The organism is Pseudomonas sp. R3-56, assembly GCF_051132075.1.
Taxonomy (GTDB): Bacteria; Pseudomonadota; Gammaproteobacteria; order Pseudomonadales; family Pseudomonadaceae; genus Aquipseudomonas.
In genome coordinates this window covers 1,262,315-1,279,694 of the sequence record NZ_CP071657.1, presented here as the reverse complement: position 1 = coordinate 1,279,694, position 17,380 = coordinate 1,262,315, and the positions used below count along the sequence as shown (strand labels likewise).

At 62.5% G+C, this 17,380-nt stretch carries 16 protein-coding genes; 2 read left to right on the top strand and 14 right to left on the bottom strand.

Translation table 11 applies throughout. The features are described 5' to 3' along the window. Nucleotides 1–252 precede the first annotated feature (252 nt). Both J3P96_RS05975 and J3P96_RS05970 read left to right on the top strand, forming a co-directional pair. Nucleotides 253–666, top strand: a complete 414-nt coding sequence (locus J3P96_RS05975) for a DUF4398 domain-containing protein (RefSeq protein ID WP_014336761.1) — start codon at nucleotides 253–255, stop codon at nucleotides 664–666. A 49-nt stretch (nucleotides 667–715) separates the two neighbouring features. After that, complete coding sequence (locus tag J3P96_RS05970) at nucleotides 716–1,507, top strand: OmpA family protein (RefSeq protein WP_305499061.1); 792 nt, start codon at nucleotides 716–718, stop codon at nucleotides 1,505–1,507. Between the two features lie 187 nt (nucleotides 1,508–1,694). Here the strand turns inward: J3P96_RS05970 and J3P96_RS05965 are convergent, their stop codons facing one another. The 14 genes from J3P96_RS05965 to J3P96_RS05900 form a co-directional block, all read right to left on the bottom strand. Continuing rightward, nucleotides 1,695–2,024 carry a hypothetical protein gene (locus tag J3P96_RS05965; protein ID WP_434655996.1) on the bottom strand — a complete coding sequence of 110 codons (330 nt, stop codon included), beginning with the start codon at nucleotides 2,022–2,024 and terminating at the stop codon, nucleotides 1,695–1,697. Then, nucleotides 2,021–2,926: an alpha/beta hydrolase gene (locus tag J3P96_RS05960; protein ID WP_434655993.1), complete on the bottom strand. Its 906-nt coding sequence runs from the start codon at nucleotides 2,924–2,926 to the stop codon at nucleotides 2,021–2,023. Before J3P96_RS05960 ends, J3P96_RS05965 begins: the two co-directional genes overlap by 4 nt. Nucleotides 2,927–3,076: 150 nt before the next feature. Then, the gene (locus J3P96_RS05955) at nucleotides 3,077–4,354 is read right to left on the bottom strand and encodes a flavohemoglobin expression-modulating QEGLA motif protein (RefSeq protein WP_014336757.1); all 1,278 of its coding nucleotides are present in this window, start codon (nucleotides 4,352–4,354) and stop codon (nucleotides 3,077–3,079) included. A gap of 36 nt (nucleotides 4,355–4,390) precedes the next feature. Further along, nucleotides 4,391–4,945, bottom strand: coding sequence for a hypothetical protein (locus J3P96_RS05950; RefSeq protein ID WP_305499058.1), 555 nt, complete (start codon nucleotides 4,943–4,945; stop codon nucleotides 4,391–4,393). Between the two features lie 72 nt (nucleotides 4,946–5,017). Then, a complete protein-coding gene (locus tag J3P96_RS05945; protein WP_434572066.1) occupies nucleotides 5,018–5,734 on the bottom strand; it encodes a TetR/AcrR family transcriptional regulator in 717 nt (238 codons plus the stop codon). 101 nt (nucleotides 5,735–5,835) lie between these two features. Further along, on the bottom strand, nucleotides 5,836–7,338 hold the full coding sequence (gene lysS, locus J3P96_RS05940; protein WP_434628655.1) for a lysine--tRNA ligase: 1,503 nt from the start codon (nucleotides 7,336–7,338) through the stop codon (nucleotides 5,836–5,838). A gap of 103 nt (nucleotides 7,339–7,441) precedes the next feature. Beyond that, nucleotides 7,442–8,537 (bottom strand): peptide chain release factor 2 gene (gene prfB / locus J3P96_RS05935; protein ID WP_095963568.1). Its coding sequence is split into 2 segments (ribosomal slippage): nucleotides 7,442–8,464 and nucleotides 8,466–8,537, totalling 1,095 coding nucleotides; the frame shifts between segments, so codons are not numbered across the junction. A 267-nt stretch (nucleotides 8,538–8,804) separates the two neighbouring features. Then, a complete protein-coding gene (locus tag J3P96_RS05930) occupies nucleotides 8,805–9,806 on the bottom strand; it encodes a diguanylate cyclase domain-containing protein (RefSeq protein ID WP_434572065.1) in 1,002 nt (333 codons plus the stop codon). Between the two features lie 39 nt (nucleotides 9,807–9,845). Continuing rightward, a complete protein-coding gene (locus J3P96_RS05925) occupies nucleotides 9,846–10,856 on the bottom strand; it encodes a chemotaxis response regulator protein-glutamate methylesterase (RefSeq protein ID WP_434628651.1) in 1,011 nt (336 codons plus the stop codon). Further along, nucleotides 10,853–13,123, bottom strand: a complete 2,271-nt coding sequence (locus J3P96_RS05920) for a hybrid sensor histidine kinase/response regulator (protein ID WP_434655990.1) — start codon at nucleotides 13,121–13,123, stop codon at nucleotides 10,853–10,855. The genes J3P96_RS05925 and J3P96_RS05920 overlap by 4 nt, the downstream gene beginning before the upstream one ends. Beyond that, complete coding sequence (locus J3P96_RS05915; RefSeq protein ID WP_434572060.1) at nucleotides 13,120–13,791, bottom strand: chemotaxis protein CheW; 672 nt, start codon at nucleotides 13,789–13,791, stop codon at nucleotides 13,120–13,122. Before J3P96_RS05915 ends, J3P96_RS05920 begins: the two co-directional genes overlap by 4 nt. Further along, nucleotides 13,788–15,053 carry a CheR family methyltransferase gene (locus J3P96_RS05910; RefSeq protein ID WP_434655988.1) on the bottom strand — a complete coding sequence of 422 codons (1,266 nt, stop codon included), beginning with the start codon at nucleotides 15,051–15,053 and terminating at the stop codon, nucleotides 13,788–13,790. The genes J3P96_RS05915 and J3P96_RS05910 overlap by 4 nt, the downstream gene beginning before the upstream one ends. After that, on the bottom strand, nucleotides 15,050–15,586 hold the full coding sequence (locus J3P96_RS05905) for a chemotaxis protein CheW (RefSeq protein ID WP_434572057.1): 537 nt from the start codon (nucleotides 15,584–15,586) through the stop codon (nucleotides 15,050–15,052). Before J3P96_RS05905 ends, J3P96_RS05910 begins: the two co-directional genes overlap by 4 nt. After that, the gene (locus J3P96_RS05900) at nucleotides 15,586–17,208 is read right to left on the bottom strand and encodes a methyl-accepting chemotaxis protein (protein WP_434655986.1); all 1,623 of its coding nucleotides are present in this window, start codon (nucleotides 17,206–17,208) and stop codon (nucleotides 15,586–15,588) included. Before J3P96_RS05900 ends, J3P96_RS05905 begins: the two co-directional genes overlap by 1 nt. Between the last annotated feature and the right edge of the window lie 172 nt (nucleotides 17,209–17,380).

Below are 17,380 nucleotides of genomic sequence, written 5' to 3'. Positions count from 1 at the left end.
CCGCTACCGAGTTTTTGGTGCCGGAATACCGCTGCGCACCTTGAAAGTTCAGCTTTTTGGCATCTGACCGATCAGTCAGCATTTGTTTTGGCGATTGGCCATCCTTACCTGAACTTTTGAAAAACGCCTCGGGTCACACCGAGTAACCATACTGGAACGGTCGTTTAAATAAACGCGCCCTGGCGCCAGCGCCAAAACAGACGTCACGGCTTCGGTCCCAGCATGGATTAGTGTTTTTTCAGGAGTTTTCCAATGGAGTTGAAGCCTATGAATACCTGCACTGCCAAACCCTCATCCACTGGCTTGCGCGGCCTGAAGTTGGCTGCCCTGGCTATCGGTAGCAGCTTCATCCTGGCCGGTTGTGCCGGCAATCCACCTTCGGAGCAATACGCGGTCACGCAATCGGCGGTCAACAGCGCCGTCAGCGCGGGCGGCACCGAGTTCGCCGCGGTGGAAATGAAATCCGCCCAGGACAAACTCAAGCAAGCCGAGATCGCCATGCACGACGAGAACTACGAAGAGGCCAAGCGTCTGGCCGAACAGGCCGAATGGGATGCGCGCGTTGCCGAACGCAAGGCCCAGGCAGCCAAGGCCGAACAGGCCCTCAAGGATTCCCAGAAAGGGGTTCAGGAACTGCGTCAGGAAGGCATGAACAAGGTTCAGTAACCCTGTTCGAGCCACGACGTATTTCTCATTGATAAAAGGACGACAGACTATGACGCACAAACATTTCATGATGCCCGCCCTGCTTGCCGCCTGCGTAGCCCTGGCCGCTTGCTCCCACGACCCGAACGCTAACCTGGAACAGGCCCGTACCAACTACAACGGCCTGCAGGCCGACCCGGCGGCTACCAAGGTCGCGGCCTTGGAAACCAAAGAGGCCTCCGACTTCCTGGCCAAGGCCGACAAGGCCTACCTGGACAACGAAGACGAAGCCAAGGTTGACCAACTGGCCTACCTGACCAACCAGCGCGTCGAAGTGGCCAAGCAGACCATTGCCCTGCGCAACGCCGAAGCCGAGCTGAAAAACGCCGGCGACGAACGCGCCCGCGCACTGCTCGACGCCCGCAACGCGCAGATCAAGCAGTTGCAGGACAGCCTCAACGCCAAGCAGACCGAGCGCGGTACGCTGGTGACCTTCGGTGACGTGCTGTTCGCCACCAACAAATCCGACCTGCGCGCCAGCGGCATGACCAATGTGAGCAAACTGGCGCAGTTCCTCCAGGAAAACCCGGATCGCAAGGTGATCATCGAAGGTTATACCGATAGCACCGGTTCGGATTCCTACAACCAGTCGCTGTCCGAACGCCGCGCCAGCTCCGTGCGCACCGCCCTGGTAAAAATGGGTGTCGACCCGGCCCGCATCGTGACCCAGGGTTACGGCAAGGAATTTCCGGTCGCCGACAACACCAGCGTCTCGGGCCGTGCCATGAACCGTCGCGTGGAAGTCACCATTTCCAACGACAACCAGCCAGTCGCCCCGCGCTCGACCATGAGCGCCAACTGATCGGCTGACTGCAACGCAAAAGCCCCGCCTGACTTCAATCAGGCGGGGCTTTTTATTGGCCGAATATTTTTTAGCTGACCATGCCCCTGTGGGAGCGAGCCTGCTCGCGAAGACGGTCATCCAATCGATACATCTGTCGACTGAGCTAGCGCTTTCGCGAGCAGGCTCGCACAGGAAATCGAATCGGTTACGGTTGCAACTTCTGCGGCGTCTCCTGCCCCATGCAGCGCACCGCGCGTTTCTTCTCGTTGATCAGCACACCGGTCAGGCCTTTCTGCTCGGTGTCGAACAGCACCAGTATCCCATCGATGCATTGGGCGACCTGGGGCGCCGGCTCCAGGGCGACTTTATAGTCTTCGCCCGGCACGGTCTTGAGCATGGTGAACTGGTTGAGCAGCAACGCATCCTCGGGCTTGGCGAAATGCAGATAGCCGTAGTACCAGAGCGCCGCGACAGTGCCGAGAATGCTGCAGATACCGGTGATGATCAGGGGGATGGCGTTGCGTTCTTCGCTCATTGCGGGTTCTCGGATGATTCAACGTAGGATTTCGGGTAGTTCGGCACCTCGCCCAGGCGGCGCAAGCCATCGAAGTGCTGGGGATCGTCGAGGTAGCGCAGCATCACGGTTCGCCAGGTCGGGTCGGCGAAAGTCTGCACGTGGCCGCCCCGGGTCAGTTGCAGGACCCGGGGCGGCGGCGCAGCTTGATACAAGCGGATGCCGTTGGAAAGGGGCACGATGGGGTCGTCAAGGCTGTGGTAGATCAGTTTCGGCACGCCGTTCAATTGTGCGATCGAGCCAATGGCGCTGTCGCCGTCCGGCACCAGCCACGACAGCGGCACCTGCAACGCCCAGGTCAGCCATGAAGTGCTCAGGGCAAAACGTCCGACGTCGCGATAGCTGGCCGGCACGCCATCAAGCACCAGTGCCTTGAGCTGCTGTTGACGCTGAGGATGCTCCACCAGGTAATGCACCGCCAGCGCGCCACCCAGGCTCTGGCCGAGCAGCACCAGCGGCTTGCCTTGGACCTCGGGCGATTGGTCGAGCCATTTGAACGCAGCGTCGATGTCCCGGTAGATCGCCGGCAGGCTCGGCTCGCCCTCGGACACCCCATAACCCCGGTAATCGACCATCAGCACTTGATAACCCTGCTCCGGCAACCACCAGCTCCCGCCGAGGTGCCAGGACAGGTTGCCGCCGTTGCCGTGCAAATGCAGCACCGTGCCCTTGACCTCGACACCCGGCTTCACCGGCAGCCACCAGCCATGCAGCTTCAGGCCATCAGCCGTGGTCAGGGTGACGTCGCGGTATTCGAGCTTGGCCCGCTGCGGCGTGAACGGCAGGCCGCGTTCGGGGTAGAACAGCAGGGAGCTGCAGCCACTCAGGGCCAGCAGCAGGCAAATGATGCCGAGGGTTCGCATCCGGTGAAGCCTCGTAAAAATCAGAAGTTATACGCAGCCCCCCTGTGGGAGCGGGCTTGCTCGCGAAGGCGGTGTGTCAGTCGAAATTGTCATTAACTGACACACCGTCTTCGCGAGCAAGCCCGCTCCCACAGGGAAACTGTGTTGTGCTCAAAGAATGTTCGAATAATCCGCTTCGATCCGGTCCAGGCTCAGGTGGTTCAAGAAGTTGGAAAAGCACATCCAGGCCGACAAGGCGTTCATATCGCGAAACTGCTCGGGCAGGTATTTGGGCGGCACGACCAAGCCCTCATCCACCAACTGGCGCAGGGTGCGCATATCCTCCAGGGTGGTCTTGCCACAGAACAGCAGCGGCACCTGCTCCAGCTTGCCTTTGCGCACGGCCAGCTGAATGTAGTTGTAAACCATGATGAAGCCCTTGAGGTAGGACAAGTCTTTGGTAAATGGCAGACCGGTCGGCACCGAGCCACGGAAAACGCGGCTGGCGTTGCCGTAGCTTTCGGCCATTTCGAAGCCCTGCTCGCGGAAAAACTCGAAGACCTGCAGGAAGTCGGCCCCCTCCTCCACCATATGGATGGCGCGGGTGCGGTTGGTGAGTTTGCGCAGGCGGCTCGGGTAGGAGGCGAAGGTGATGATTTCCATCAGGATCGCCAGGCCTTCCTGGGTCACCGTCGACGAGGGCGGGCCCTTGGACAGGAAGGTGCAGATCGGCTGGTTCAAACCATTGAGGGTGGTGCCAACGTGCACCAGCCCTTCGTGGACCTCCAGGGCGCGCACATCCCGCTCGTTGAACATCGCGTCGGTGCGGATCTTGATGTAGTCGGCACCCGCCGCCGCGTCAGCAACGATACCGTCGGACTCGAATACGCGAATGGTTTCCTCGGCCTCGCCAAACACCCGGTTGAGGCGATGCTGCAACAGGCTGACGGCCTCCTTGGCACTGAGCACCTTGGGCTCGTCCTTGAGGTCGCCACGGCCATCGATGTTGTTCAGGTAATCGGAGAGCATCAGGCCCAGGTCGGCCAGGGTCGGGTCACCGGCGTGAAAGGCGTCGGAAGCGGCGCCGTACAGCTCCTGGGAAATCAGCCCGAAGTCCTCGGTGCCGCGCGCTTCGAGCATGCGCACCACCATGCGGTATTCCTTGCACATGCGCCGCATGATCTGGCCCACCGGGTTGAACTGCCCAAGCTGACGGGTGATGTCGCGCTCGATGTTCTGGAACTCCAGCTTCACTTTGCTGGAATCGAAGGACAGTGGCCGGTTGAGGTAATAATCACGATCCACCGCAGGCATTTCCTTGCCCTTGGCCTTGAGAAACCCCTTGCGGATGCTCTCGTCCCACTTCACCGCGTCGAGAATGCGAATCGGCGTTTGCGCCAGCACAATGCGATCGGACAAGGTGCGTATCGTCTGCTGGTAATCGTCCACCCGAAACTCCTGTGAAAAAACGTCCGCGTGTAGCCGTTATTGGGATTTGCTCAGTCGCTGGTAGCGCACGGCTTCCGAGAACACATCGGAATTGGCCGGGTCGTCGAGGTAGCTGAAAACTTTGTTCATGTCGCTGTCCACCAGCACGCCATCACCCTCTTCGCTCTGGTTTGGCTGGCCGCTGAGGAGCTTCTGGCCGATGGCCTGGTTGATCTGTTCCATGTCCAGGTTGTAGACCACCAGTTCCTGCTTGTCGGTCAGTTCGAAACCGGCGATGACGAAATGGCCGCCGAAGCGCGCCGGCACCTTGGCCGACAAATACCAGCGACTGCCGTGGCGGGAGACGGTCAGGGGAATGGCTTCGCGCTCCTGAGGCCTGGCCCTGAAATAACTGACGGCCTGGTAGCGATGCTTGCCGACCTCCGTCAGCTCCAGGTTCACCGGCTCGCCCCAGGCGTTGGTGCTGGTCCAGTGGCCGAGCAGGCCCTTGGGCGCGGCTTCGCTGTCGGGCAACGGCGCCTTGAACGACACCAGGCAGCCACTGAGCAGCAGCAACGACACGGCCAATGCAACGGCACGCCAGGCTTTCATTGGAACTCCCTATGGTCTGTGGCGAGGGGATTTATCCCCTCGCCACGGGGGGCTGTGGTGAACCCACCAGGGTCACACCGACGCCAGTACCAAGTGCATGTAACGGGTCAGGATGCCGAGCATGTCTTCTTCAGCTACCGGCTCGGCGCCATTGAGCAAGCCCTGATATTCCATCCGTCCGATAATCGCCGTCAACACTTTGGCATCCTGTTGTGGCTCGCGGGAGCCCAGGACCTGGAAAAACTGGCAGGTGCCGTGCAGCAAAATCTGCTGGTGAGAACGCACCAACACCGCCAGGCGCGGGTTGAGCAGTGCTTCCTGGCGGAAGGCCTGTTCGGCCATCAGGTAGTCGCGACGACTGTGCAATTGATGCTGCACGTAGTCCGCCGTCATCCGCGCGATGTCGTCCGCCAGTTGCGAGCGCGACGCGGCGCTGCCATCCCCGTAGGCGACCATCTCGCGCAGCAGGCCTTCATTGTTGGTCCACAGCTTGGCCATGAACGCCGCGCTGCGTTCCACGTACTGGGCGAAGGTGTCGGTGAGCAGGTCGTCGATGTCCTTGAAATAATAAGTGGTGGCCGACAGCGGCACGCCCGCTTCGGCGGCCACCGCGCGGTGGCGCACCGCACGCACGCCATCGCGCACGACAATGCGCATGGCCGCGTCGAGAATCTCCTGGCGGCGCTGTTCACTGCCCTGTCGGCTGGCCTTACGACCCTGGTACTGAACACTTTCAGCGACAGCAGTGGCGACGCCCGCTGCACCTTCTGGAGCCATTGCACGATTCACGACAGGTCTTTCCTCGCTATTTCAGAAGTAACCAATTGATACGTTTGTACCAGACAGGCATTAAAAAGCCGCCCATCGAGGCGGCTTTTTAATTGAAACACTTACGCTTGGGGCCGCATGTGCGGGAACAGGATGACATCCCGGATCGACGGTGAGTTGGTCAGCAACATCACCAGGCGATCGATACCAATGCCTTCGCCAGCCGTCGGTGGCATGCCGTACTCCAGGGCGCGAACGAAATCGGCGTCGTAGTGCATGGCTTCGTCGTCACCGGCGTCCTTGTCGGCCACCTGGGCCATGAAGCGCTCGGCCTGGTCTTCCGCGTCGTTGAGCTCGGAGTAGGCGTTGGCGATTTCACGGCCGCCGATGAACAGTTCGAAACGGTCGGTCACGCTCGGGTTCTCGTCGTTGCGACGGGCCAGCGGCGACACTTCGAACGGATACTGGGTAATGAAGTGCGGCTGCTCCAGCTTGTGCTCGACCAGCTCTTCGAAAATCATCACCTGCAGCTTGCCCAGGCCTTCGAAGCCGAGCACCTTGGCGCCGGCCTTCTTGGCGATGGCACGCGCCTTGTCGATGTCCTGCAGGTCGGCCGCAGTAATTTCCGGGTTGTACTTGAGGATCGAATCGAACACCGACAGGCGCACGAACGGCTCGCCAAAGTGGAACACCTTGTCGCCGTACGGCACGTCGGTGCTGCCCAGGATCAACTGTGCCAGCTCGCGGAACAGTTCTTCGGTCAGGTCCATGTTGTCGTTGTAATCGGCGTAGGCCTGGTAGAACTCGAGCATGGTGAACTCGGGGTTGTGCCGGGTCGAAACGCCTTCGTTACGGAAGTTGCGGTTGATCTCGAAGACCTTCTCGAAACCACCGACCACCAAGCGCTTGAGGTACAGCTCCGGCGCGATGCGCAGGAACATTTCCATGTCCAGGGCGTTGTGGTGGGTTTCGAACGGCTTGGCCGCCGCGCCACCCGGAATGGTCTGCAGCATCGGCGTCTCGACTTCCAGGAAGTCACGCTTCATCAGGAAGCTGCGGATGTGCGCGATGACCTGCGAGCGCACGCGGAACGTGTGGCGCACGTCTTCGTTGACGATCAGGTCGACGTAGCGCTGGCGGTAGCGCTGCTCGGTGTCGGTCAGGCCGTGGTGCTTGTCCGGCAGCGGGCGCAGGGACTTGGTCAGCAGGCGCACGCTGGTCATTTCGACGTACAGGTCGCCCTTGCCGGAGCGGGCCAGGGTGCCTTCGGCGGCAATGATGTCGCCCAGGTCCCAGGTCTTGACGGCGGCCAGGGTTTCTTCCGGCAGGGTCTTGCGATTGACGTAGACCTGGATGCGACCGGTCATGTCCTGGATCACCAGGAACGAACCACGGTCGAGCATGATGCGACCGGCAACCTTGACCGGAATCGCCGCCTCGGCCAGCTCTTCCTTGGTCTTGTCCGCGTACTTCTTCTGCAGGGCATCGCAGTACGAATCGCGGCGGAAGTCGTTGGGGAAGGCCTGGCCCTTGGCGCGCTCGGCAGCAAGCTTTTCCTTGCGCAGGGCGATCAGGGAGTTTTCTTCCTGTTGCAGGGCTTGCGGGTCGAGTTCTAGGTCGCTCATGTCTTTAAGGTTTCCATCACAGGTTCGTTGCCCCCGGCCCGGGCCGGAGTCTGCCGGCGAGCCGCGCTTCGAAAGCGTGCCCGCCCGCCACGTGGGTGTCGCGTTACAGCCCTTGCTTGAGGCTGGCGATCAAATATTCATCGATGTCGCCGTCGAGCACCTTGTCGCAGTCGCTGCGTTCGATGCTGGTGCGCAGGTCCTTGATCCGCGAGGCGTCGAGGACGTACGAGCGGATCTGGTGACCCCAGCCGATATCGGACTTGGTGTCTTCCAGGGCCTGGGACGCCGCGTTGCGCTTCTGCACTTCCTGCTCGTACAAACGCGCCCGCAGCATCTTCATCGCGGTGTCTTTGTTCGCGTGCTGGGACCGTTCGTTCTGGCAACTGACCACGGTGTTGGTCGGTACGTGGGTGATCCGTACGGCCGAGTCGGTGGTGTTTACGTGCTGACCACCGGCCCCCGAGGAACGGTAGGTGTCGATACGCAGGTCGGCCGGGTTGATCTCGATCTCGATGTTGTCATCGATTTCCGGCGAGACGAATACCGCCGAGAACGAGGTGTGGCGACGGTTGCCGGAGTCGAACGGGCTCTTGCGCACCAGGCGGTGCACGCCGATCTCGGTACGCAGCCAGCCAAAGGCGTACTCGCCCTTGATGTGCACGGTTGCGCCCTTGATCCCGGCGACTTCACCGGCGGACAGTTCCATGATGGTTGCGTCGAAACCGCGTTTGTCGGCCCAGCGCAGGTACATGCGCAGCAGGATGTTGGCCCAGTCCTGGGCCTCGGTGCCGCCGGAGCCGGCCTGGATGTCCAGGTAGGCGTTGTTCATGTCCATCTCGCCGCTGAACATGCGGCGGAACTCCAGCTTGGCCAGGTTCTCGTCCAGGCGCGTCAGCTCGGCGACTACATCGCCGACCGCGCCTTCGTCGTTTTCCTCGACGGCCATGTCCAGCAGGTCGCGGCAATCGGCCAGGCCGCTGGACAACTCATCCAGGGTCTCGACGATCTGCGCCAGCGCAGAACGCTCGCGGCCCAGTTCCTGGGCGTAGGAAGGGTTGTTCCAGACATTCGGATCTTCAAGCTCGCGATTGACTTCGGTCAGACGCTCATGCTTTTGATCGTAGTCAAAGATACCCCCGAATAGTTTCGGAGCGCTCGGACAGGTCCTTGATGGTGTTCAGGATCGGGTTGATTTCCATGGCGGGCAGCACTCGTTGGCGAACTTTTGAAAGCCGGCGAGTATAACGTAATCAAGCGTCGGCGGCAGCCCGCCTGGCGGCTTTAGGGGGAATGAGATTGAGCGTACGGCCCCCGTGGCGAGGGAGCTTGCTCCCGCTGGGTTGCGCAGCAGCCCCAAAACGGCCCCCTCAATCGACCTGGCACACCGAGCCAACTGGTTTCAGGGCCGCTGCGCGCCCCAGCGGGAGCAAGCTCCCTCGCCACAAAAGCAATCTCGCCAGGCAGGTTTATTCAACCCCCACCCGATTGCGTCCATTGTGCTTGGCCAGGTACAGCCCCTTGTCCGCCGCCGAGATCAGTTGGCGGCACTCGCCGCCCTGTTGCGGGGTGAAGGTCGCGACCCCGATGCTGATGGTCAGGTTTTCGCCGCCGTCGGGCGTGGCATGCGGGATTTTCAGGGCAACGACGCTCTGGCGCAGCTTTTCGGCCATCAGCCGTGCACCGCCAGGCGAGGTGCCGGGCAGGACCAGGGCGAACTCCTCGCCGCCATAACGGGCCGGCAGGTCGGACGGACGACTGCAAGCATCGCGAATCGCCGTGGCAACCTTGCGCAGGGCTTCGTCGCCCTCAAGGTGACCGTAGTTGTCGTTGAACGACTTGAAATAATCCACATCGATCATCAACAGCGACAGCTGGGACTGGTCCCGCAGCGCCCTTCGCCACTCCAGCTCCAGGTATTCGTCGAAGTGCCGGCGATTGGACAGCCCGGTCAGGCCATCGGAGTTCATCAGCCGTTGCAGCACCAGATTGGTGTCGAGCAACTGCTGCTGGCTGACCCGCAACGCACGGTAGGCCGCGTCGCGCTGCAACAGCATCATGTAGGAGCGCGAGTGATAGCGGATCCGCGCTACCAGTTCGATATTGTCCGGCAACTTGACCAGGTAATCGTTGGCTCCGGCGCCAAACGCCGCGCTTTTGATCAGCGGGTCCTCCTTGGTCGACAGGACGATGATCGGGATGTCGCGAGTGGCCGGATGGTTGCGGTATTCGCGCACCAGGCTCAAGCCGTCGAGACCGGGCATCACCAGGTCCTGGAGAATCACCGTCGGCTTGATGCGCACGGCGTGGGCGATGGCCTGGTGAGGGTCGGAGCAGAAATGGAAGTCGATGTTCTGCTCGTTCGACAACCCGCGTCGCACTGCCTCGCCGATCATCGCCTGGTCATCGACCAGCAAGACCATGGCGGCGTTCTCATCGCGCTTGAAGTCGTCGAGCTGTAAATCAGTCATGGGGGCTCACCTGAATACTGCTTGGGGTGCAAGAGGGCATCATTGGCTGAAAATTTCCACCAGGCGTGGCGCTATCCGGTCCAGCGCGAGTATCTGCGCCGCCGCGTCGATAGCGGCGGCCGCCTTGGGCATGCCATAGACCGCGCTGCTCTGCTGGTCCTGGGCGATGGTCACACAGCCCTGCTGGCGCATCAGTTTAAGCCCTTGCGCACCGTCGCGGCCCATGCCGGTGAGCAACACGCCTACCGCCTCACCACTCCAGAAATTGGCGACACTCTCGAAAAACACATCGATGGAGGGCCGATAGATTTCGTTGACGGGCTCCGCCGTGTACGCCAGCGTGCCATTTTTCAACAGGCGCAGATGATGATTGGTTCCGGCCAACAGCACCACCCCGCCTCGCGGTGTCTCGCCCTCGCGGGCCAGCCGGACCTCAAGGCCCGACACGCCACCAAGCCACTCGGCCATGCCGGCGGCAAACACTTCGTCCACATGCTGGACCAGCACGATGGCCGGGGCGAAATCACGGGGCAGCGCCTTGAGCAGCACTTCCAACGCGGCGGGGCCGCCGGCAGACGAGCCGATCGCCACCAGGCTGTTGCGTGACACCGAGGCCCGCTGCGCAGCCGGCGCGGCGCGCTCACGGTTGCCCCGCTCGCCGATCAGCCAGCCGATGTTGGCGATCTTGCGCAGCAAGGGGGCAGCGGCGTCCTCGGGCCTGCCGACGCCCAGCGCCGGGGTATCCACTACGTCCAGGGCGCCATGGCCCATGGCTTCGAACACCCGATGGACGTTCTGCTGGCTGTCGCCAGTGACGATCACGATGGCGCACGGCGTGTCGGCCATGATTCGCCGGGTCGCCTCGACACCGTCCATGATCGGCATGAACAGGTCCATCAGGATCAGGTCCGGCGTGTATTCATGGCAACGCTGCACCGCCTCGGCGCCGTTGGCGGCCACCCAGACCAACTGATACGCGGGCTCGAATGCCAGCGCGCGGCGCAGGGCCTCGACCGCCAGGGGCATGTCATTGACGATGGCGATCTTCAAGCGCGCGCTCCTCCGATCAATTCGACCACGGCATCGAGCAAGGCGTCGTCATGAAAACTCGCCTTGGCTAGATAATAGTCGGCCCCGGCATCCAGGCCACGGCGGCGATCTTCCTCGCGATCCTTATAGGAAACCACCATCACCGGCAGCGATTGCAGGCGGTTGTCGCGGCGCAGCAGCGACACCAGTTCGATACCGTCCATGCGCGGCATGTCGATGTCCGTGATGAGCAAGTCGAAATCCTCCGAACGCAACGCGTTCCAGCCATCCATGCCGTCTACCGCCACTGCCACGTCATAACCGCGATTGAGCAACAGCTTGCGTTGCAGCTCTCGCACGGTCAGGGAATCGTCCACCACCAGGATCCGCTTGCGTGGGGCCTGGGCCTCGTTCTGCCGGGCGATGCGTTCCAGGCGCCCGGTGTCGAGCAATTTTTCTACCGAACGCAGCAGGTCTTCGACATCGACGATCAACACCACCGAGCCGTCGTCGAGCAAGGCACCGGCGGAAATGTCCTGGACCTTGCCCAGGCGCTCATCCAGGGGCAGCACCACCAGGGTTCGCTCGCCGATGAAGCGTTCCACCGCCACGCCATAGATCACTTCGCGCTCGCGGATCACCACGACCTTGAGGCTCTGGCCGTTGTTGGGCGCTACCGGGCGATTGAGCAATTGCGTGGCGGCGACCAACCCCACATGGCGGCCTTCATGCCAGAAATGCTGGCGACCTTCGACCTGGACGATGTCCTCGGGCGACAGGTCGCACATGCGCTCGATATGGGCCAACGGAAACGCGTAGGCCTCGCCGCCGACTTCCACCACCAGGCTGCGCACCACCGAAAGCGTCAGCGGCACCTCAAGATGGAAGCGACTGCCCACGCCCGCCGTCTGCTCCAGCACCACTGCGCCACGCAACTGCCGGACCATGTGCTGGACAGCGTCCAGGCCGACACCGCGCCCGGACACCTCGGTGACCTTGTCCCGCAGGCTGAAGCCGGGCAGGAACAGGAACGTCAGCAATTCTTCTTCGCTCAGGCTGGCGGCAGTGTGCTCGGGAGAAAGGCCACGCTCCACGACGCTGCGGCGCACCCGCTCCAGATCCACGCCGGCACCGTCGTCCGCCAATTCCAGCACCAACAGGCCGGCCTGGTGCGAGGCACGCAAGCGGATCAGGCCTTCGGCGGGTTTGCCGGCCAGCAGCCGTTGCTCCGGCGTCTCGATGCCATGGTCGACGGCGTTGCGCAGCAGGTGAGTCAGGGGCGCTTCGAGTTTTTCCAGTACGTCGCGATCGACCTGGGTTTTCTCGCCTTCGATTTCCAGGCGTACCTGTTTTCCCAGGCTGCGCCCCAGGTCACGAACCATGCGCGCCTGGCCCGCAAGCACATCGGCAAACGGACGCATGCGGCAGGCCAGCGCCGTGTCGTACAAGACTTGCGCGCGCTGGCCGGCCTGCCAGGCAAACTCATCCAGCTCAGCGGTTTTTTGCGCCAGGATCTGCTGGGTTTCCGCCAACAGGCGCCGGGCATCGTTGAGCGCCTCCTGGGCCTGCAGACTCAAGGCATGGTCCTTGAGATGCACATTCAGGTCTTCAAGAGCACGCAGGCCATTGCCTTGCTGGCGCTTGAGCCGCAGCAGGGTCGCCAGCCAAGGCTTGAGACGCTGGGTTTCGACCAGCGACTTGCTCGACAGGTCCAACAGGCTGTTGAGGCGCCCGGCAGTGACCCGCAAGACCCGTTCGCCCTCCTCGGTGACATGCTTTTTCCTTGTCGCCGGTTCTACAGGCTCCATGGGCATGGGCACAGGCTCAGGCATCTCGACCCGCACGGGCTCGAGGGGTATCTCGCTGGTCGGCGACATGGCGCTTGAAGCCGCCGCAGCGGCAGGATCCAGCAGGCGCCCCAATAACGCGACATAGGCCTCGATGTCCTCGGCGCCGACGCTGTTGCCTGGGGTCGCGATGCGCGTCAGCAGGTCGGTGCCTTGCAGCAAGGCATCGATATGCTCGGCACGCAATACCAGGCGGCGTTCCTGGGCGCTGACCAGGCAGTCTTCCATGACGTGGGCCACGCTGACCCCGGCGGGGATCCCGACGATTCGCGCGGCGCCCTTGAGCGAGTGGGCCGCGCGCATGCATGACTCAAGATGGTCAGCCTGGGTCGGGTCACGCTCCAGGGCCAGCAGGCCGGCGCTGAGTACCTGTGTCTGAGCCTCGGCTTCCAGGCTGAACAGTTCGAGCAACGAGGCGTCGCGCATCTGATCGGGGGTCATGACAGGCTCCGGGACACGGCGGACAACAACTGCTCTTCATCCAGCCAACGCAGGCTGCGGCCTTTGTACTGCAACACGCCACGGGTGTACTTGCCCGCCGATTGCGAAGCACCCGCCAGGATGCGTTCGTCAATCGCATGAATGCCGTCCACCTCATCCACCGGCACCAATACCGGTCCGCCCTGGGCGGCGATAATCAGCATGCGCGGCATGATTCGCCCACCGGAAGGCGCAGCCGAACCAGGCTCCAGCCCCAACAACTCGACTAGCGACAGGCAGGCCACCAGGGCGCCGCGCACATTCGCAACGCCGAGCAAGGCACGCGAACGCTGGTGCGGCAGCGAATGGATCGGCTGCAACGGCGCCACTTCCACCAGGCTGCGAGTACTCAAGCCCAACCATTCTTCGCCCAGGCGGAACATCAATACCGAGCGCGTGACGATGTCGCTGTCGACCGGCGCAAGCGCCAGCTCTCGATCATCCTGGCGCAGGGCATAACGGTCGAGCAAACGGGTGGCCGCCGCCGAGTACACCGAACAGTTGCGGCAATGGATATGTTCGACCAGCAATGGGCAGGACTTGTCGCCGTGAACCCCGATGCGGTTCCAGCAGTCATCGATGGCCTGGGCATCGTCATGAGTCACGTTATAGGAAGCCGAACCACTCATCGTTTGCGCTCACTCTCAGCCGGGCGCCCACTGCGGGCCGCACGTTCCTGCAATCGACGGGCACCGGCCACGTCTCCCTGGGATGCCAGCAGCGCCGCCAGATGCACCAGGGCCTCGGCGTGTTGCGGTTCAAGATACAGCGCCTTGCGATAAAAACCCTGGGCCTCGAGCGCGTTGCCGGCCATGTCGCTGAGCAGGCCCAGCCAATAGAACACCTGCGCACTGGGCGCATGGCTGCGCAAATACTCTTCGCAAGCCGAACGGGCCTCGGCACTTTTGCCGCCGTTGGCCAGGGCGCCGATATTGGCCAGCAAGGTCACCGGGTCGCTGCTCCTGGGTGGGGCGATTGGCGTCACACTGGCTGCAAACGGTCGAGGCTGAAGCGGCGGCGCAGCGACTCGTGGTGGCGGCTGGCGAATCGGCAACGGACTTGGTAACAGCGTTGGCAGCGGTTGCGGCTCGGGCGCGCCCTGGCGGCTGAAGGCGAACGATTGGGGGATGCCGATCGAGCGCATGCCCAACCGCCCCAGCAAACTGCCCTCGGCGGGGCCGATGAACAACACGCCGTCCTGATGGGTCAGGCGCTTGAGCACCTCGAATACCTGTTGCTGGGTCGGCTGGTCGAAATAGATCAGCAGGTTGCGACAGAACACAAAATCATACGGCGACTCATTCACCAGCAAGGCCGGATCCAAGAGGTTGCCCACTTGCAGGCGCACCTGTTCACGTATGCGCTCATCGAGGTAATAGCCGTCCTCCTCGGCACTGAAATACCGTTCGCGAAAACCAAGGTCCGCGCCACGGAAGGAGTTCCTGCCGTAACGCGCTTGCCGGGCTTTATCAACGGACAGCGGGCTGACGTCCATCGCATCGACTTTGAACTGATGCGGCCCGAGGCCTGCGTCGAACAGGGCCATGGCGATCGAATACGGCTCTTCGCCAGTGGAGCATGGCAGGCTGAGGATGCGCAGGGCGCGCAGGTGCTTGATCGCGGAGAGGCGCTGGGAGGCCAGTCGCCCCAGCGTCGCGAAGGATTCGGGATAACGGAAGAACCAGGTCTCCGGGACGATCACCGCTTCGATCAGCGCCTGCTGCTCCTGGGCAGAATGTTGCAGGCTTTGCCAATAGTCATCGGTGGTCCGGCCGGGCACGGCAAGGACGCGCTGGCGCACGGCCCGCTCGATAATCGCGGTGCCGACGGACGTCACGTCCAGGCCGATGCGCTCCTTGAGGAAATCGAAAAAACGCTGGTCGTTGTTCATCGCCGATCCTCGAAACCATCAAGGTCCAGCGGCGGCGTGGGGAACAGCACCGCACGCACCGACTCGTCGAGCAAATCGTTGACTCGTACCCACTGCAACATTCCTTGGGCATCCTCCCGTACCGGGCCCAGGTAAGGCGCCTGGGGGTTATCCAGGCCATAAGGCTTGAAGTCGGCCGGATCACAACGCAGGGTGTCGGTGGCCTGTTCCAGGATCAGACCCAGTACATGCGCCGCGTGCTGCGCCTGGGGCCGGTAATTGACCAGCACCAGCCGGGTGCTGGTGCGCGCCTCGGCGGCCTGGCCAAAGGTCAAGGCGCACAGGTCGAGCACCGGCACCACCCGGCCACGCCAGGCGAAGACCCCGGCCACCCAGGACGGCGTTCGGGCAATCGGCTTGAGCGGCAGGCGCGGTAGCACCTCCACCACATCGATGGCTTGCAGGGCGTAGCGCTCGTTACCGATGCAAAACACCAGGAACAACGCCTGCCGGGCCGCCGGCCCGGTACCGCGTCGGGCATCGAAATCGCTCATCAGACTTTGAAACGCGAGACGCCGCTGCGCAGGCCCACGGCCACCTGGCTGAGCTCGTCGATGGCGGAACTGGCCTGGCGCAGGGACTCCACGGTCTGGCTGCTGGCATCGCCCAGTTGCACCAGGGCGTGATTGATCTGCTCGGCACCGGTGGCCTGGGCCTGCATGCCTTCGTTGACCATCAACACCCGCGGCGCCAGCGCCTGGACCTGATGGATGATCTGCGACAATTGCTCGCCGATCTGCTGTACCTCGGCCATGCCACGGCGCACTTCTTCGGAAAATTTGTCCATGCCCATCACACCCGCCGAGACAGCGGACTGGATCTCGCGCACCATCTGCTCGATGTCGTAGGTGGCGACAGCGGTCTGATCGGCCAGGCGCCGCACCTCTGTGGCGACCACGGCGAAACCGCGCCCGTACTCACCGGCCTTCTCGGCCTCGATGGCGGCGTTGAGCGACAACAGGTTGGTCTGGTCGGCAACCTTGACGATGGTCACCACCACTTGGTTGATGTTGCCGGCCTTCTCGTTCAGGATCGCCAGCTTGGCGTTCACCAGGTCGGCGGCGCCCATCACCGAATGCATGGTCTCTTCCATGCGCGCCAGGCCTTGCTGACCTGAGCCGGCGGCGACCGAAGCCTGGTCGGCGGCGCTGGAAACCTCGGTCATGGTGCGCACCAGATCGCGAGAGGTGGCGGCGATTTCACGGGACGTCGCGCCGATCTCGGTGGTGGTGGCTGCGGTTTCGGTGGCCGTGGCCTGTTGCTGCCGTGAGGTCGCGGCGATCTCGGTCACCGAGGTGGTGACCTGCACCGAGGAACGCTGGGCCTGGGACACCAGCGACGTCAACTCGGCCATCATGTCGTTGAAGCCGGTCTCCACAGCGCCGAACTCGTCTTTGCGCGCCAGGTTCAGGCGTCCGCTCAAATCGCCGCTGCGCATGACATCGAGTATCTCGACGATGCGGCTCATCGGCGCCATGATCGCGCGCATCAGCAACAGGCCGCAAAGAACAGCCACCAGCACCGCGACGACAAACGACAGGCCCATGGCGACCTCGGCGGCGGTCACCGCACGGCCGATGGTCAGGGCGGCCTGCTCAGCCAACTCACGATTGCGCTCGATGATCTGGTTCAAGTGCCCACGACCGTCGAGCCATGCCGGCGTCAGGTCTTTTTCCACCGCCAGCCGAGCGCCTTCGTAGTCCTTGCGCTGGTACATATCCAGTACCTTCGCCAGGGCTTTGTTGAAGTCCTGGTGATTGACTTCGAATTCATCGAATGAGGCCTGGTCGGCCGGGTCCTGGATCAGCTTCTGGTATTGCTGCATTTCATCGCGCAGATGCTGCTCGTACCGCTGGTAGAGCGCCTTGTCTTCGTCGGTGATTTCCCGGTGATCGGACAGACCCACGAGCTGCTGGGTCTTGACGTAACTGTCGACCCAGCCCCCACGAATCATGGAACTGTAATACACCCCTGGAACAGCGTCGGTACGTACTTCCTGTTCACTGGCCTCGATCTTCAACAACCGCGAGTAAGTGACCACCACCATCAGCAACATGATGGCAATGATCACGGCAAAACTCGCCAGAATGCGTTGGCGCAACGTCCAGTTCTTCACAGGAAAACCTCGGGTACTTTGAATTGCCGGGAGTATAGCCGAGGGTGGTGGTGCGTCTGTATGGCGGTCTGGGGGAATTTGACGAAGCCGAGGATTGCGATTTTTCAGGTTGAGCGATGCTCCTGTGGGAGCGAGCTTGCTCGCGATAGCGGTGGGTCAGTGAATAAATATT

Bases quoted from the DNA above. Each gene is read 5' to 3' on its own strand.
- J3P96_RS05975 (WP_014336761.1), top strand. From the start codon at position 253: ATGGAGTTGAAGCCTATGAATACCTGCACTGCCAAACCCTCATCCACT.
- J3P96_RS05970 (WP_305499061.1), top strand. From the start codon at position 716: ATGACGCACAAACATTTCATGATGCCCGCCCTGCTTGCCGCCTGCGTA.
- J3P96_RS05965 (WP_434655996.1), bottom strand. From the start codon at position 2,024: ATGAGCGAAGAACGCAACGCCATCCCCCTGATCATCACCGGTATCTGC.
- J3P96_RS05960 (WP_434655993.1), bottom strand. From the start codon at position 2,926: ATGCGAACCCTCGGCATCATTTGCCTGCTGCTGGCCCTGAGTGGCTGC.
- J3P96_RS05950 (WP_305499058.1), bottom strand. From the start codon at position 4,945: ATGAAAGCCTGGCGTGCCGTTGCATTGGCCGTGTCGTTGCTGCTGCTC.
- lysS (WP_434628655.1), bottom strand. From the start codon at position 7,338: ATGAGCGACCTAGAACTCGACCCGCAAGCCCTGCAACAGGAAGAAAAC.
- J3P96_RS05930 (WP_434572065.1), bottom strand. From the start codon at position 9,806: ATGACTGATTTACAGCTCGACGACTTCAAGCGCGATGAGAACGCCGCC.
- J3P96_RS05920 (WP_434655990.1), bottom strand. From the start codon at position 13,123: ATGACCCCCGATCAGATGCGCGACGCCTCGTTGCTCGAACTGTTCAGC.
- J3P96_RS05915 (WP_434572060.1), bottom strand. From the start codon at position 13,791: ATGAGTGGTTCGGCTTCCTATAACGTGACTCATGACGATGCCCAGGCC.
- J3P96_RS05910 (WP_434655988.1), bottom strand. From the start codon at position 15,053: ATGAACAACGACCAGCGTTTTTTCGATTTCCTCAAGGAGCGCATCGGC.
- J3P96_RS05905 (WP_434572057.1), bottom strand. From the start codon at position 15,586: ATGAGCGATTTCGATGCCCGACGCGGTACCGGGCCGGCGGCCCGGCAG.